We start from the raw sequence: 15,297 nt of genomic DNA, 5'->3' as shown, positions 1-15,297 counted from the left end.
TTACTTAATTTCAATGTTTTCAATCTTTATAGTGGTATACCACTGTCTGTGTCCTTTTATAGTCTTGTGCCCTTTTCTTGGGATGAACTGACCAACAAGGACTTTTCTTGCTCTTGCATGCTCAACGACAGTTCCAGTAATAGTTACATTCGTCAAGTATGGTTTACCAACAAGAACCTTACCATCATCCGTCTTTACAAGAACAACTTTGTCAAGAACAACCTTGTCACCCTGGGCTACACCGTTCAACTTCTCCGTGTGCAGTAAATGTCCAACTTCCACCTTGTACTGTTTTCCACCGTTTTCTACGATAGCGTACACAAACCTTCACCTCCTGCGATTTTTACAGGTACTAAAACACGTAGGTTTAGAGACGTGCGGGTATCCCTAAACCGTTTCAAACGCGTTTTATGTACCTTTTTTGTTAGAATAAGCCAATGTTTATTTTACCACTGAAGTTTCGAAAGTAAAATAATTTTTTGTTACTCTTCTTTAACTTTTTGTTACTAAAAACAATTATCAAGATTTTGGAATTTTTTTAGTTAAGATTTGATTTTTATAAAAATATGTGTTAAAATATATCCAAAGTCTATAAAAATATCACTCTACAGAATTACAAGGAGGACAGGTACTATGGAAATATTAAAAGTCAGTTCAAAGTCAAATCCAAACAAAGTTGCGGGGGCTATCGTTGGTTCTCTCAAGAAGAACGGTAAAGTTGAAATTCAAGCTATCGGTGCAGGAGCAGTTAACCAAGCATCAAAAGCACTTGCTATCGCTAGAAGATTCTTAGAACAAGAAAAACTTGATCTCTACGCTGTCCCAGCATTCATTGAAATACAAATCGGTAATGAAACAAGAACAGGCATCTCATTCAAAGTTTATATGAAATAATTACAACATTACGATGGCAGGTTTTTTGTTGAGCAATGGAGGAAATTTCTGAAGTATTAAGTGAGGAACTAAAAATTATCGCAGAAGCTTGTATAAACGACGACAGAATTTTAGAAATTGTCACATCAATTTCAAAGATGTCTGAATTAGAAAGAGATAATTTTAAAAGTAAAATAACAAGTTATTTTATGAAAAGAAACTCCAAAGAAGACATGGAAGCATACAAGTTTTACAAATTAATCCTTGAAAATTCAAATGCTCATAAGGTTATGGAATTGTACTCTAAAATTGTTAACTCAAAATGATTAAAATAATTATACCGGTGCCAAAAGGCACCGGTTAATTTTGAAACATTTTTACATTCTTTTTATCTTCAACAAACATGTTCAAATAATGTAAAAAAGTGAGGTGAATTAATTGAAAGTCGGAGGTCAAGCAGTGATAGACGGTGTTTTAATGATGGGTAAAAAAGTTGTCGTTGCAGTAAGAAAGAAAAACGGAGAGATAGAAGTACAAGAATTAGGAAGTGTAAGTCGAAGTTCTAAATGGTCAAAAATTCCATTTGTTAGAGGTTTCTTTAGTTTGTTTTATTCTTTGTACTTTGGGATAAAAGCTATAAATTTAAGTGCAGAACTGTCTTCAGATGAAAAGATGAAAAAAAGTGAATCGTTTTTCTCGATACTTTTTTCAATAATTTTAGCAATAGGTTTGTTCATAGTACTTCCAGCGTATTTAACAAAATGGTTAGGTTTTAAAAACAACGAATTCATTTTTTCTCTTGTTGATGGCTTCATACGTTTAGGAGTGTTTTTACTTTACGTTTACATCATTTCTTTATTCAAAGACGTGAAAGACGTGTTTAGATATCATGGAGCTGAACATAAAGCTGTTCATACATACGAAAGTGGTGAAGAATTGACAGTGGAAAACGCGAGAAAATACTCAACTATACATCCAAGATGTGGAACAAATTTTGTGATGATATTTTTAATTATAGCTATTTTAGTACATAGCGTTTTCGGCATATTCGGTCCCCTCAACATGTTGAACAGGATATTACTAAGAATTTTAGTACTTCCAGTTGTTGCAGGGATTGCTTACGAATTATTACGCTTGTTTGACAAGTACCCATCATTAAGAATTTTAGCTGCTCCTGGTTTGCTTCTTCAAAGACTTACAACAGCTCAACCAGATGATTCACAATTAGAAGTCGCTATCGTTTCCCTCAGGCATGCTCTTGGAATGTTCGAGATGATTAATAGTTTTAATTTGGAAAATGAAAATAATAGCAGAAACGATAAAGTAGATGATCAACCCGAATTTCTTGGTTGATAGTATCGCAAACCCCAAGGAGAGAAGATAAGCATTAATTAGGAAAAAAACATGTCCGAATTTTTTCACACCAATATGATGAAGGTGATAAGTATCAGGTTTAAAAGGGTTACTTCCCAAAAGTATCCTCCTCAAAAATGAGGAGGATATTTCATAAATAGGATATCCAAAAAACACTACCAATTTCAATATATCAACTGAGATTTTTCCAGCTGAATTCAAAAGAATATATGCAACTAAAAAAGCTCCTGAATCTCCCATAAATAAAGACTCTTCAAAATTAAAAAATAAAAGTATTAGAAGTAATAATGCAATCTCAAAATTAAGTGTCATAAGTAAGTATATAATCGCAATTCCGATTAAAAGTCCGTTTACACCATCGATTAAATTAAACGCATTAACGATTACTATAAAAAATAGAAATGTGACTATTTTTGTAGTTAGATTATCAAATCCTAGAAAATATAAGTGATGAGAATTTATGTAAAAAATTCCAGCAATAAATTGGAGCAATAACTTAAGATAATATGGTATCTCAAATAAATCATCTATGATGCCTATAGCAAATACGATATAAAATACCACATCTCTAATTATGTTATTTCCATAAATTCCTAATTTTGATAGCAATAAAACCATTAAAAATAAAATTACGCCACCTATTAGTGGCACGGGTTTATTATGTTTTTTCCTTTCTGAAGGATATTCAAGCAGTAAACTAGTTTTATTAGAAAAAAAACTGAGAATATATACCAAGATTACTTCGAAAAGTATTATTAGCAAGAAACCGGTCATTACCATAGCAACATCTCCAATTGTTATCGCTGAGTTCAAATTATCGATTCAAGAAAAAAAGCTATGTAAAAAATCGCTATCGCTAAATTCCATGCCGAGAAAACTCCGACAATTTTTTCTTCCTTCCAGCCAAGAAGTTCAAAGTGATGGTGAATTGGTGCCATCTTGAATAATCTTTTCCCTCTAAGCTTATAAGAACTAACCTGTAAAATAACACTTATTGTTTCAAGTAAGAAAATTGGTGTAAAGAATAATAAAGAAAGTTCATTGTTAGTCATGAGAGCATAAGTCGAAATGTAAGCTCCTAGTGCCAAAGAACCTGTATCACCCATAAAAACTTTTGCGGGTCTTGTGTTATAAACCAAGAAAGAAAGTAAAGGCATTATTATAACGAAAATCGCTTTATATTCCATAGAACTCTTTGAAAAAAACATGAAGGGAATCATACTTGTTACAAAAACCCATCCAGCGAGCCCGTCAATTCCATCAGTAAGATTTGTAGCGTTCGAGTATCCCGAAACTAATAACATTGTAAATATATAAAATAACCAACTTGGTACTGTTATACCAAATATACTACTTGTTCTGTATTGAAGGACAGTATGAGCAATCCATATAGAAAATAAGAATTGAAGAGCCAACTTTTGCCAAGCCCTCAAACCAAGTGAACGCTTCTTTGCGATGCTCACAAAATCATCTAAAAAACCTATAAAGCCATAGAAAAGCAACGTAAAAATAAGCTCTTTGGGAAGTTTTAAAATTAAACCCGCAATTACTGCTAAAGATATAAAAACTATTCCTCCAGCGGTCGGAGTACCTTCTTTATAATTATGCAAATCTGGGCCCTCCTGGCGGATATACTGACCAAGTTTGAGTTTTTTCATGTGATCTATGAACTTCGGGAATATGATTATTCCTAGTATAAACTCAGCTAACAAAATTACTGCACTGTATATATCCATTTCGTTAAACTATCCTCCTTTAAAATATTGAGAATCGTTAAAAATACCTAAATATCTAAAATTTTCGATTTAACACTTCTTCGACTATTTTATCAAGTTCAACAGCACGTGATGCTTTGAAATAAAGTACACCATCGAAACTATCGTTGATTAACCTATTGTTTAAAAAGCTTATAATTTCTTTATCATCAGCGCTTCTGAATATTATATTCGAGCAGCTTATGTCCTTTGATTCTTCCTCTTTATCATAAACAACAACACCATCAAGTTCTTCTAAAAGTTCAGAAAGCTTTTTATGATAGTAACTTGAATATTCGCCTAATTCTTTCATAGCCCCAACTATCGCATAACGCGGTTTAGGAAAATTTTCTAAAACTTCTTCTATGCCCGCTTTAAACGATTCATAACTTGCGTTATAAGTGTCATCAATTAAATATCCTTTGCTAAATTTGTGAACGTTAAATCTCCCTTTTAAAGGTTGGTAATTCACCAAATTGAGTGGGTTAAATAATACATCAAGCATATCAGTAATACCAAAGGCTATTAAAACAGATAAGGCCATTGGCTTTGTCCAATATCCAGGAAGCTGATAATAAAATTCTTCGCCTTCATATACAAAAGTTAAAATAGTTGATGAACCGTTGTATTCTCTTTTAGAAAGTATATAATCTCCACCGGTAGTGCCGAAATACCTACATTTTGTACATCTCATTCTTTCATCATCAAAATTTACCAATGCTTCTTTTGAATTTTCAACAATTTGCCACTTACCCTTAAAAATGTTTTCGATACTTCCCGCAACTCCGACATGGGCACTCCCCACATTAAGCAAGACCCCAATATCTGGTGGAAAAATCTTGCATAAGTATTCAATATCGCCAACTACCCTTTGAGCCATTTCGAGAATTAAAATAGATTCACCCCTATAAGAATTTATAATAGACAGTGGGAGACCTATTTCAGAATTTAAATTTCCTTCATTTTTAAAAGCAGATATTTCAGAACTTAAGACCGACCATACAATCTCTTTTGTGGAAGTTTTGCCATTTGAGCCTGTAATTCCTATAATCTTAGGCTGGAACTTTTCAACGATAGTCTTAGCTAATTGACCAAGAAATTCTACGGTATTAGGAACGATTATTTGATTTTCAAATCCCATATCTTTCTCAACAATAGCCGCATATGCACCGTTTTCAAAAGCGTGTTTTACAAAGTCGTGCCCATCAACATTGTTTCCTTTAATAGCAACAAAAACATCTCCAGGATTGATTTTTCGTGAATCCACAACAAATTTATGACCAAATAAATCTGATAACTTCACAGGCACAAAATATCACTCCAGATTTTTATTCAATCTTCTAACATTTTATTTTTTCAATCTCTTGAATAATGGTTTTTGTTTATTTTCGATAGTATTATATCTAGCGCAACATCTCTATCTTTAAATGGAATTTTAAGAGTATCGCTGAAAATTTGATAAGGCTCATGTCCTCTACCAGTAATTAACACAACATCTCCACGGTTAGCTAAGGTAATTGCAGTGTCAATAGCTTCTTTTCTATCCAAAACAGTCAATGATAAAGAGTTTGGTCTAACACCTTTTTCAACCTCATTTATTATTTCTTCGGGATTTTCTCCTCTTGGATCATCTGTTGTGAGTATGGCGATATCTGCAATTCTCGTAACTACCTCAGCCATCATTGGTCTTTTACCTTTATCAGATTGCCCGCCGGCACCGTAAACAACAATCACTCTACCTTTGGCCAATTTTCTGGCGCTACTGATAACTTTTTCAAGTGCATCCGGTGAGTGCGCAAAGTCTATTACAACTTCTATTCCCAAACGTCTTGCCTCAGGAATTGGTTCAAATCTACCATCTACACCTCTAAAAGAAGAAATATAACTTATTACTTCATCAATTTCATAACCTATTTCAACCAGACCAGCAAGTACTAGTGTAACGTTAAAAGCGTTATACTCACCTATCATCTGTGTGTAAACTTTTTTAGTACCATAAGGTGTTCTTAAAATAAAATTCGTACCATTCCATCCAGTTGTTATATCCGATATCTTGTATTGTGCGTTCTCATTAACTCCAAAAGTTACAAGATTTGGTACTTTTTTCCCGTTTAACAATTGTACATATTCTTCGTTGATAACAGCTATACCATCTTTCTTTAGTAAATCAAAAAGATGAAGCTTTGAGTTAACATAATGCTCAAATGTCGGATGGTAATCGAGGTGATCTCTTGTAATATTTGTTAAACCGGCAATATCAAATCTTATAGTCTCAACACGTCCTTGATCTAAAGAGTGCGAAGAGACTTCCATAGAATAATAGCTTCCACCGTTTTTGTGTGTTTTCGACATATTATCCATTATAGTTATTGCATCTGGTGTAGTGTTATGGACATAAAACTTATCACCTAGAATATCATTAAGTACCGTTCCAGAAAGACTTCCATTCAATCCAAATTGTTGCATTATATGATGAAATAGATGAGCACACGTTGTTTTTCCATTCGTTCCAGTAACACCAAATGTGATTAAATGCTGATAAGGATGCGAATAAAATTCTGCCGCTAAGTAAGCTTCAGCTAGTCTGCTATCGTAAACTTGGACGTATGGGAGTTTTGTATTTATTTCCTCCTCGGTTACAAAAGCAATTACCATTCCTTCATTATAAAGTCTTTCAGCAATAGTATGTGAATCAAATTTTGAACCTTTTCTACAAATAAATAGTGTGTTTTCTTTTAGATTGTTTGAATTGTTCGAAATATGTTCAATGTCTTTATCGATTAATTCAGGCGGAATGTTTGATTTTACAACAAATTTTTCAATAGTTTCGATCAACTTACCTAATTTCAAGTTAATCACCTCTTCAAGAATAGTCTCAAACTGATCTTAGAAAAGCGAAATATCAAAAAAACACTATAAAAATTATAACACTCAACGAAAATTATTCAACTGACAGAAATATATTTAAATTATAAAAACAGTATCCCTATCAAGGGATACTGTTTGATGAATTTTGATTTTTTGTTATATTTACTATTTTTTGTATATTGATTGTCCATCAAATATTTTTTATCTTCTCTATAAAATTTTTGACATCATTTTTGATATATTCAACGTTAATATTAATATCTTTTAGGTCTTTTGAATTATTTATTGAATTTAAAATATTTTCAAGATATTTCTCAGCTGTGTTTTCCCAAGTATATCTTTTCGCTAATTCTATGGACTTAGAGTTATCAAATTGTGTTAATCCAATATATAATTTATGCGATATATCTTCAATATCTTCTGGGTCTATCAAAAGTCCCTCGTTGTTAGATAAAATTTCTAACGGTCCTCCATTCTTTGTCGCTACAACAACTAATCCACAAGCAGCTGCTTCAACTATGGCTAAGCCAAAAGGTTCGTATAAAGCTGGTAATACAAAAACTGAATGACGTTTTGCACCTATTCTGTAAAGTGCCGCTAAGCTCTGTTGATCCGTAATATTTAAGAAAAATATGCTTTTACCAATTTCAACTTTACTTTCATTAACTATCTCACGTAAAATTTCGGCTTCTTCATTATTATTTTCATCTATAAATTTCAGTACATCATCTATCCCACGAACTACAATAATAAGGTTCGCAGATTTTTTAAGTTTTTCGTTATTTAGAAATGCCCTTACAACGGCTATATGATTTTTTTTCCTATCAATACGACTTGACATAATTATAAAAGGTAATTTCTGTCTCCCAACCGATGTTTTTGATAGAACGTTTGTTACATATTTCTCTATTATCCCATCTTGGCTTTGTACTTCCGTATTGAAAATCTTGTGATTAATTCCTGGAGGAATAACTTTGAATTTATCACTGTAAGGATCTGCTGTGTATAATTTGTGTGAGTATTGTTCGTACCTTTCTTGAGATGTACTGCAAACGATGAATGAAGAGTATTTTATCGACAAATTCTCAGCCAATATCCGCACAGAAAATCTATATTTTTTCTCAAGTTCATTTTGGTCAAATCCGTTTTTCAACATTTTTTCAAGTTTCCATGCACCCAAAGAATGCCCGGTAAAAGAAAATGGGATACCTGTTTTTTCAAAAAACAAAACACCGCTTATTCCACCATCTGCGTAATGTGTTGTAACAAAATCAGGGAACTCACCTTCTTTTTCGTATAATTCGTAGATTCTATCAACATACTCAGGAAGATACTTCCAAAGGTCTTCTTTCCTTAAAAACTTTTCGCCACCGAATGGAATTCTAACAATCCTTACGTTAGGCGAATCAGGGTAATAATCAAATGGCTCAGAAAATTCTGGCCAGTCTTTATCAATTATCTGTCTGGTGATGATGTCGACTTGTATACCTTTCGAAGCTATAGCCTTTGCAAGTTCTTTAACATAAACAAGTTGTCCACCAAAATCTGGATGCTCAGTTAAATGACTGTCATTCTTGTCAAAATTTCCTTGAGGGTTAAAAAAAGCTATTCTTTTCACTATATTCTTCATAATCTATCAGTCCTCCAAAATATCTCTGTTCAATTCAACATCAGCTCCAACAAAACCAAGTATGTAAGCTGCAACTTTACTTCCAATAACACAAGACTCAACAAAATCTTTTCCGTTCAATATTCCATAATACATTCCAGCCCAAAAGCCATCACCAGCACCCGTTGCGTCAACAACAATTTTTGCATAACTTGGAATATGGACTATTTCAGCTCCATCTGAAACATATGCACCATACTTACCAGCAGTTAAAACAACATTTTTAACTCCAGCTTTATGAAATTCACCTATGTAGTAACGCACGGCATCTTCTAATGGATAATCAACATCGCCAAACATAGCTATCGCATCGTCTAAAGAAGGTTTAGAATATGTAGTGTGTTTCAATATATAATTTATCCTATCTTTTGTTATTTTGCCACACTCGAATATTTTGTCTCTACAGTTTGGGTCAAAGCTTATTGAAATACCACTATTAATTGCCTTTTCCACAATCGAAATCGTTTTTTCAAAAGTCTCACTGAAAGAGATAGGCCAGCAACTCAAATGTAAAATTTTTATACCTTGAAAAATATCCTCACTTGGCAATTCTAAAAATCTATCTGCTCCTCTTAAAACAAAAAAATCAGGGCTTCCAGGAGTTTTTTGGACAAAGACAAGTGTGGTTCCAAAGAAATTATCTATTTGTATATATTTCGTATCCACACCATTTTGACTTAGTTTATCTATAATTCGTTCACCAATAATGTCATTCCCAACTTTGGAAAGAATCCGTGTAGGAATACCCAACTGAGCAAGGTACCGTGCTATATTACCGGGTGAACCGCCTATTTTCAGCTCAAAATGCTCGGCAGCATCAAAAATTTCTTCTGTAATCATATCGGCAAGTAATTCACCTACAAAAAGTACCATCAGACAGTCCTCCTGATAACATACATTTTTAATCTCTTAACCTTTCACTGCACCTGAACTCAAACCTGCGATTATTCTATTTTGGAATATTAACACAAGTACCACCAAAGGTACGGTAACAATTACCGCAGCCGCCATTAATTGTCCCCAAGGTTGTTCGTATTGACTTCTACCAGCAAACATAGCTATTGCAACTGGAACTGTGTAAAAATCTGGTTTTTGCATGAATGTAAATGCAAACAAAAATTCATTCCATGCACTGATAAATGTCAGCAATCCTGTAGCGACAAGTCCTGGTGCTGACATTGGAAATACAATTTGAAATAGGGTTCTGAGCCTTGAGCAACCATCTATTGCCGCAGCTTCCTCTATCTCTTTTGGTAAATCTCTAAAGAAATTTTGTAATATCCAAGTTGTTAAAGGAAGTGTGATAGCAACATACGGGATTATAAGTCCCTGATAAGTGTTTATAAATCCCAGTTTTCTAAGTATAACAAACAACGAACCTAATATCGATATCTGAGGAAACATACTAACTGAAAGAATCAAAGCCATTACTATCGCTTTTCCTTTCATCCTAAGCCTTGCTATTGCGTACCCTGCAAATGAACCAAAAATAAGAGTTGTTATAGTTGTTATACCGGAAACTATTATACTATTTATTATATTAACGTGGAATGGTCTTTCTTGGAATACTTTCACATAATTTGAGAACGTTGGAGACTTTGGCCAAAGTGTTGGATTGGACTCAAACAATTCGATATTGGGCTTAAGCGACGATATAACTGCCCAGTAAAATGGAAAAATACACCAAACCAATACAAAAATAACAGCTATGGAAAGAACAATTTTGTATATTATTTTCTTAGTTTTAGTTGACATTTTCTTCACCTCACTGATCAAACAAAATCAATCAAGTTGCAGTTTTAGTGATTTTATATAAACAATTGCAAATATCGATATAAGCAAGAAAATAACAACCGAAAGCGCTGATCCGTAACCAAACCATGCACCTGTAAATGCTCTATCCATAAGCAATACCCTATTGTAAACAGCAAGAGTTTCAGTATTAACACTTCCACGGGTCATTATAAACACTACGTCAAACACTCTCAACGCATCCAAAGTTCTGAAAATAAGTGCAACTGCTATAGTAGGCCTCAACATCGGGAGAGTTATACTTGTAAATCTTTTCCATAAGTTTGCTCCATCTATTCTTGCTGCTTCGTAAAGCTCTTCAGGAATTAGTTGAAGACCCGCTAAAATTAAAAGAGCCATAAACGGTGTTGTTTTCCAAACGTCAACGGCTATAATTGCCCACATAGCAGTTTTTGGATTTCCGAGGATAGGAACTCCTTGTTCTATAATTCCCAAATTCTCAAGCCATTTTGATATTATTCCACCTTGATCATTAAACATCCATTTCCACATTTGAGAAGAAATCGCTGTTGGAATAGCCCAAGGAATAAGCATCGCAGCTCTTACCATACCTCTAAGTCTGAATGGTTGATTAACTATAAGTGCAATTAACAGACCAAAAGCTGTTTCCAAAGCTACAGAAACAATAGTAAAGAATATAGTATTCTTTAACGCAGATATAAACCTTTCATCTTTAAATAGTTCGATGTAATTTCGAAAACCAACAAACTTTCTTTCTATATCAGGCCTAAGTCCAAATTCATAAAAACTGTCATAAAAAGTCTTAAAGAGTGGGAAAAACGCTATGATAGAAATAACTAATATAGCAGGGAAGACCATCCACCATGCAATTACCGTCTCTTTTGTCTTGGCTTTCAAGGATTTCACCTCCTGAATATATTTACAGAAACCGGGGACTTTCGTCCCCGGCGGGAATATAAAGGTAGTGGGAGCTAAAAATTGTTGCCTAAATATTAAAGTACTAAATTATTTACCGAGGACTTTGTTAAGTTCTTTAGCCATGTCTTCTATAGCTTTTTGTGGTGTCGATTGTTGTGTCAAAGCTGCGTGGACATACTTTTGAATTACATCAGAAATTTCGCTGTATTTCGCTGTCCTTGGTCTTGGAACTGCGTTAATAAACATTCCATAAAGTTCAACCATAAATGGTGCAGCTTTCTTAAGTTCTGGGTTTTTATAAACATCCATCATTGTTGGATTTTGTCCTGCATTGATTGCTTTGTAAAGCTGCTCATCATAGCTTGTAAGGAATTTTACGAGTTTCTTCGCAGCTGCTTTTTCTTCAGGTGTTGCATTTTTATTTATACCAAGCATCCAACCACCAAGTGTTGCCGCAGACTTCCCAGATGGGCCCGCTGGAAGTGGTGCAACTCCAACTTTACCAGCGACTTTTGATTCTTTTGGATCATTCAAAAGTGCCCAAGCGTATGGCCAGTTTCTCATAAATACCGCTTCACCATTTTGGAATTTTCTTCTTGCTTCTTCTTCCATATACGTTGTGACTGCTTGTGGTGATACCTTTTCTTTGTAAATCAAATCAACCATGAACTGCAATGCTTTAACAGCCGCTGGACTGTTAACAACAACGTTTCCCGCGTCATCAAGCACATCTCCGCCGAATGATACAAGGTATTCCATGAAATCACAAACAAGTCCCTCATACCTTGCGCCTTGCCATACAAACCCGACCATATTCTTTTCTTTTGCTGTGATTGTCTTTGCCATCTTTACAAGTTCATCCCATGTCTTTGGAGCTTCTTTAAAACCGTATTTTTGAAGAAGGTCTTTACGATAGTACAAAAGCCCAGCATCTGTAAACCATGGTATTGCAACAATCTTTCCACCAACTGTTGCTGCCTTGACTGTACCAGGTAAAAACTTACTGAGTTCAAAATAGTCTTTATCAGCTGTTAAATCTTCAAGATATGGAGCAAATTCTGCTGGCCAGATAACGTCAAGCATGAGTACTGTTGGTTCTTTTTCCCCCGATGCCAAATATGTGACATACAAATCATGTCTTTCTGTAGAAGAATTTGGCATTGGCATAACGGAAACTTTGATATCAGGGTTTGCTTTCATAAACCTGTCAAGTTGCGCATAAAGAACCTCAAGTTCCTTTCCTACCGCTCCCGCTGTCATTGTGATGGTAACCCTGGAAAACGTTACCACTGATAAAACTAACAATAAAGCCACAAATACAAACTTCTTCATACAAACACCTCCCAGTTTTAAGTGTAGGTATGTTCGAATTTCAAAATGAATATACCATATAATCTTTCAAACCACAAAATATTGTTTTTTCAAAATAATCAAAGGACAAAAGTGAAAAAATTAATATTACGCTTATAAACGTTTTTTATATAGTTTTTTAATCAAAAAAAATGGATTTTTGGTATGATGAAATATGCATAATATGTTGTAAAATAAATTCCGATAATATATTCGAAATTCGAATATATGTGTGGAAATATTGTTTCATTTTCCACAGTTCAGTTGAAAAATTAGGTCTTCATTCAAATACTTTAATTTTTTAATTCTAAAAACCAAGAAGGAGGTTATTAAGATGACGGTTGAACTTCCAGTGAAGAAACTTAGCGATTACAGTGTCTTTGCCAAAGATGATGTAGAGAAGATATTCGAAATTGGAAAAAAGATGAAAGGACTTAAAGTTGTTCACGTAAATGCAACAGCGTACGGTGGCGGAGTTGCGGAACTTCTGATGACAATCGTTCCACTAATGCGTGATGCTGGAGTTGATGCGAGTTGGGAAGTACTTGAAGCTCCTATGGAATTTTTCAATGTTACAAAAAAACTACATAACACACTCCAAGGTGCAGATATTGAAATTACTGATGAAGAATGGGCCCTTTATGAAAAAGTTAATGAAGAAAACGCGAAAAAACTAAATTTAGATGCAGATGTTATTATCATTCACGATCCACAACCTGCTTATATACCGCTTTACAAGAGCGGAAATGCACATTACATCTGGAGATGTCATATAGACACAAGCACACCAAATTTGAAAGTGTGGAACAGACTTACATCCAAGATGAATATGTACAAAAAAGCCCTTTTCCACATAATGGATTACGTTAGAGAACCATTTGATAAAATAGCTGTTGAATTTCCACCTAGCATCGATCCACTAAGCCCCAAGAATAGAGAAATGTCAAAAGAAGAACTTGAAAAAATAGCGAAAACGTATAATATAGACATGACAAAGCCATTAATAACCGTAGTTGCAAGGTTTGATCCGTGGAAAGATTTATTCTCATCTATAGATGTATATAGAAAAGTTAAAGAGAAATTTGACGTACAACTCGCAATTGTTTCCGCAATGGCAAAAGATGATCCGGAAGGCTGGATTTTCTTTGAAGATGTGCTTAGATACGCAGGTACCGATAAAGATATTCTTTTCTTAACGGACCTCAAAGGAGTAGGGCACTTGGAAGTTAATGGAATTCAAAGATTATCCACAATAGGTTTACACACAGCTACGAGAGAAGGGTTTGGACTTGTTATAAGTGAAATGATGTGGAAACAACATCCAGTTGTCGCAAGACCTGTTGGTGGTGTTAAAATACAAATAGACGATGGTATAAACGGATACCTCAGAAACGATGTAAATGAACTTTCTGAAGCTATTGTGGACCTGCTTAGTAATAAACAAATTCTCGAGAAAATGGGAAAGAATGCAAAAGAAAAAGTAAGATCGACTTACTTATCAACTGCTCATGTTAAGAGATATTTTGAAGTTATAGAAAGTGTGATTAATGGTTGATAAAATAATTATCAAAATAATTATTTAGTTACAAACGCTGGGGGAATTTTGTTGAAAAATGAAGCAAAGATACTTCTCCAAATCTTGCGAAATAAAACAATTCGTAGGAAAGAACTCGAAGAAATTATCGATGTTACCCCTTCAACTATGACTTATTTACTTGATAAGCTAAAAGGTTATATAGAAATTGAAGAGGGGGATACCAACCTTGGTAAACCCCCTCAATTCATTTCGCTTTCAAAAGACGCCTGGAAAGTTTTGTCTATAAGTGTTGGGCGTGAAAAAATTCGTGCCATACTTTACAATGCCAAAGGCGAAGAGCTTGAAAGGTCAGAATATCGTGTTAAACACGAAAATCTCTCGAACGATGGTATAACAAGTTTAGTCAAAAACATAATTGACAAATTTTATGATTATGATAGTATCGGTATAGCTTTTTCTGGTAATGTCGTAGAGGATAAGGTCTACTCTACTATACTAAAACTTGATAAGTACGATCCTGTAAAGTCTCTAAAATTAAAAAACCTTGGAATTCCTTATGTTATCATATCTGACGTGGAAGCAATAGCCGCATACGAATCAAAAACAACTGGTAATGATAAAGTTTTCGTACTGAATTACGGAACAGGTATAGGTGCATGTTACTATGAATATCATGCACTTTTTACTCGTGATGAATTCAAAGTTATACCCCTTGGTCATATTTATCTAAATGGTGAAGAAAAATGTTACTGCGGAGCTAAAGGATGTCTTGAAACTGTTGCGTCAGATTACGTTGCGGTGAAAAATTACTTAGGTCAAAATATTGATTTCGTTCATTTTATAGAAAACGAAGAGACTTTCTGGGAAGAATTGAAAGATGTAAGAAACCTTTATAAACAGAATGAGGAAGTCGCTGAACGTGTCTATTCTCAAATTATTGACAATCTTGCGTTTGTTGTTGGGAACATAAGTATGATACTTGGACTTGATGAGATAACTTTGTACGGTGAAGGAACTTCAACTTGGTTTGCAAACAAGCTTGAAAAAAGAATAAATGAATTATCGAAAAATTTCAACGTTAGAGTACGACATGGTAAAGTTATGGATGTTGTTGAGAGAGGAACTTCCTTGGAAGCTGCCGTTGCTTTTGTAAGAAAAAAATTTTCAAAATAAGGGGTGAG

14 protein-coding genes and 1 pseudogene are annotated in these 15,297 nt (G+C 34.1%); 5 read left to right on the top strand and 10 right to left on the bottom strand.

Going from position 1 to position 15,297, the window contains the following annotated elements:
• Positions 1 to 321, bottom strand: a complete 321-nt coding sequence (gene rplU, locus AS161_RS05715; RefSeq protein WP_164542094.1) for a 50S ribosomal protein L21 — start codon at positions 319 to 321, stop codon at positions 1 to 3.
• Positions 322 to 633: 312 nt separating this feature from the next.
• Here rplU and AS161_RS05710 point away from each other — a divergent pair, with 312 nt between their 5' ends.
• The 3 genes from AS161_RS05710 (at position 634) to AS161_RS05700 (ending at position 2,226) form a co-directional block, all read left to right on the top strand.
• Complete coding sequence (locus AS161_RS05710) at positions 634 to 894, top strand: stage V sporulation protein S (RefSeq protein WP_011993624.1); 261 nt, start codon at positions 634 to 636, stop codon at positions 892 to 894.
• A gap of 35 nt (positions 895 to 929) precedes the next feature.
• The gene (locus AS161_RS05705; protein ID WP_206518784.1) at positions 930 to 1,199 is read left to right on the top strand and encodes a hypothetical protein; all 270 of its coding nucleotides are present in this window, start codon (positions 930 to 932) and stop codon (positions 1,197 to 1,199) included.
• Between the two features lie 112 nt (positions 1,200 to 1,311).
• Positions 1,312 to 2,226 carry a DUF1385 domain-containing protein gene (locus AS161_RS05700; RefSeq protein ID WP_164542093.1) on the top strand — a complete coding sequence of 305 codons (915 nt, stop codon included), beginning with the start codon at positions 1,312 to 1,314 and terminating at the stop codon, positions 2,224 to 2,226.
• 234 nt (positions 2,227 to 2,460) lie between these two features.
• On the opposite strand, the pseudogene AS161_RS09315 reads toward AS161_RS05700, so the two are convergent.
• The 9 genes and pseudogenes from AS161_RS09315 to AS161_RS05655 form a co-directional block, all read right to left on the bottom strand.
• Positions 2,461 to 2,865, bottom strand: a pseudogene (locus tag AS161_RS09315) (undecaprenyl/decaprenyl-phosphate alpha-N-acetylglucosaminyl 1-phosphate transferase); the annotation flags it as partial.
• Positions 2,866 to 3,056: 191 nt separating this feature from the next.
• Positions 3,057 to 3,983 carry a phospho-N-acetylmuramoyl-pentapeptide-transferase gene (gene mraY / locus AS161_RS05690; RefSeq protein WP_206518783.1) on the bottom strand — a complete coding sequence of 309 codons (927 nt, stop codon included), beginning with the start codon at positions 3,981 to 3,983 and terminating at the stop codon, positions 3,057 to 3,059.
• A 55-nt stretch (positions 3,984 to 4,038) separates the two neighbouring features.
• Positions 4,039 to 5,310, bottom strand: coding sequence for a UDP-N-acetylmuramoyl-tripeptide--D-alanyl-D-alanine ligase (gene murF, locus AS161_RS05685; protein WP_164542091.1), 1,272 nt, complete (start codon positions 5,308 to 5,310; stop codon positions 4,039 to 4,041).
• Positions 5,311 to 5,357: 47 nt separating this feature from the next.
• Complete coding sequence (locus tag AS161_RS05680; RefSeq protein WP_346774414.1) at positions 5,358 to 6,860, bottom strand: UDP-N-acetylmuramoyl-L-alanyl-D-glutamate--2,6-diaminopimelate ligase; 1,503 nt, start codon at positions 6,858 to 6,860, stop codon at positions 5,358 to 5,360.
• A 199-nt stretch (positions 6,861 to 7,059) separates the two neighbouring features.
• Complete coding sequence (locus tag AS161_RS05675; protein WP_164542089.1) at positions 7,060 to 8,499, bottom strand: glycosyltransferase; 1,440 nt, start codon at positions 8,497 to 8,499, stop codon at positions 7,060 to 7,062.
• A gap of 6 nt (positions 8,500 to 8,505) precedes the next feature.
• Positions 8,506 to 9,411, bottom strand: a complete 906-nt coding sequence (locus AS161_RS05670) for a sugar kinase (RefSeq protein ID WP_164542088.1) — start codon at positions 9,409 to 9,411, stop codon at positions 8,506 to 8,508.
• A 36-nt stretch (positions 9,412 to 9,447) separates the two neighbouring features.
• A complete protein-coding gene (locus AS161_RS05665) occupies positions 9,448 to 10,293 on the bottom strand; it encodes a carbohydrate ABC transporter permease (protein WP_011993633.1) in 846 nt (281 codons plus the stop codon).
• A 27-nt stretch (positions 10,294 to 10,320) separates the two neighbouring features.
• Positions 10,321 to 11,169 (bottom strand): sugar ABC transporter permease, encoded by an 849-nt coding sequence (locus AS161_RS05660; RefSeq protein ID WP_164542183.1) that lies wholly within the window; start codon positions 11,167 to 11,169, stop codon positions 10,321 to 10,323.
• 147 nt (positions 11,170 to 11,316) lie between these two features.
• Positions 11,317 to 12,561 (bottom strand): ABC transporter substrate-binding protein, encoded by a 1,245-nt coding sequence (locus AS161_RS05655; protein WP_164542087.1) that lies wholly within the window; start codon positions 12,559 to 12,561, stop codon positions 11,317 to 11,319.
• Positions 12,562 to 12,913: 352 nt separating this feature from the next.
• On the opposite strand from AS161_RS05655, the gene AS161_RS05650 reads away from it, so the two are divergent.
• Together AS161_RS05650 and AS161_RS05645 are read left to right on the top strand one after the other, a co-directional pair.
• Positions 12,914 to 14,134, top strand: coding sequence for a glycosyltransferase (locus AS161_RS05650; RefSeq protein WP_011993636.1), 1,221 nt, complete (start codon positions 12,914 to 12,916; stop codon positions 14,132 to 14,134).
• A gap of 51 nt (positions 14,135 to 14,185) precedes the next feature.
• Entirely contained in the window at positions 14,186 to 15,289 is a 1,104-nt protein-coding gene (locus AS161_RS05645; protein WP_148202028.1) for an ROK family transcriptional regulator, read from the top strand.
• Positions 15,290 to 15,297 lie beyond the last annotated feature (8 nt).

This window comes from Fervidobacterium sp. 2310opik-2, assembly GCF_011057735.1.
Lineage (GTDB): Bacteria > Thermotogota > Thermotogae > Thermotogales > Fervidobacteriaceae > Fervidobacterium > Fervidobacterium nodosum.
Note: the sequence above shows the minus strand (reverse complement) of the source record. Positions and strands in the feature narration are given on the sequence as shown.

Excerpts from the sequence above, each read along its gene's own strand:
- AS161_RS05710 (WP_011993624.1), top strand. The coding sequence starts at position 634 with ATGGAAATATTAAAAGTCAGTTCAAAGTCAAATCCAAACAAAGTTGCG.
- AS161_RS05705 (WP_206518784.1), top strand. The coding sequence starts at position 930 with ATGGAGGAAATTTCTGAAGTATTAAGTGAGGAACTAAAAATTATCGCA.
- mraY (WP_206518783.1), bottom strand. The coding sequence starts at position 3,983 with ATGGATATATACAGTGCAGTAATTTTGTTAGCTGAGTTTATACTAGGA.
- AS161_RS05675 (WP_164542089.1), bottom strand. The coding sequence starts at position 8,499 with ATGAAGAATATAGTGAAAAGAATAGCTTTTTTTAACCCTCAAGGAAAT.
- AS161_RS05670 (WP_164542088.1), bottom strand. The coding sequence starts at position 9,411 with ATGGTACTTTTTGTAGGTGAATTACTTGCCGATATGATTACAGAAGAA.
- AS161_RS05665 (WP_011993633.1), bottom strand. The coding sequence starts at position 10,293 with ATGTCAACTAAAACTAAGAAAATAATATACAAAATTGTTCTTTCCATA.
- AS161_RS05660 (WP_164542183.1), bottom strand. The coding sequence starts at position 11,169 with ATGGTCTTCCCTGCTATATTAGTTATTTCTATCATAGCGTTTTTCCCA.
- AS161_RS05655 (WP_164542087.1), bottom strand. The coding sequence starts at position 12,561 with ATGAAGAAGTTTGTATTTGTGGCTTTATTGTTAGTTTTATCAGTGGTA.
- AS161_RS05650 (WP_011993636.1), top strand. The coding sequence starts at position 12,914 with ATGACGGTTGAACTTCCAGTGAAGAAACTTAGCGATTACAGTGTCTTT.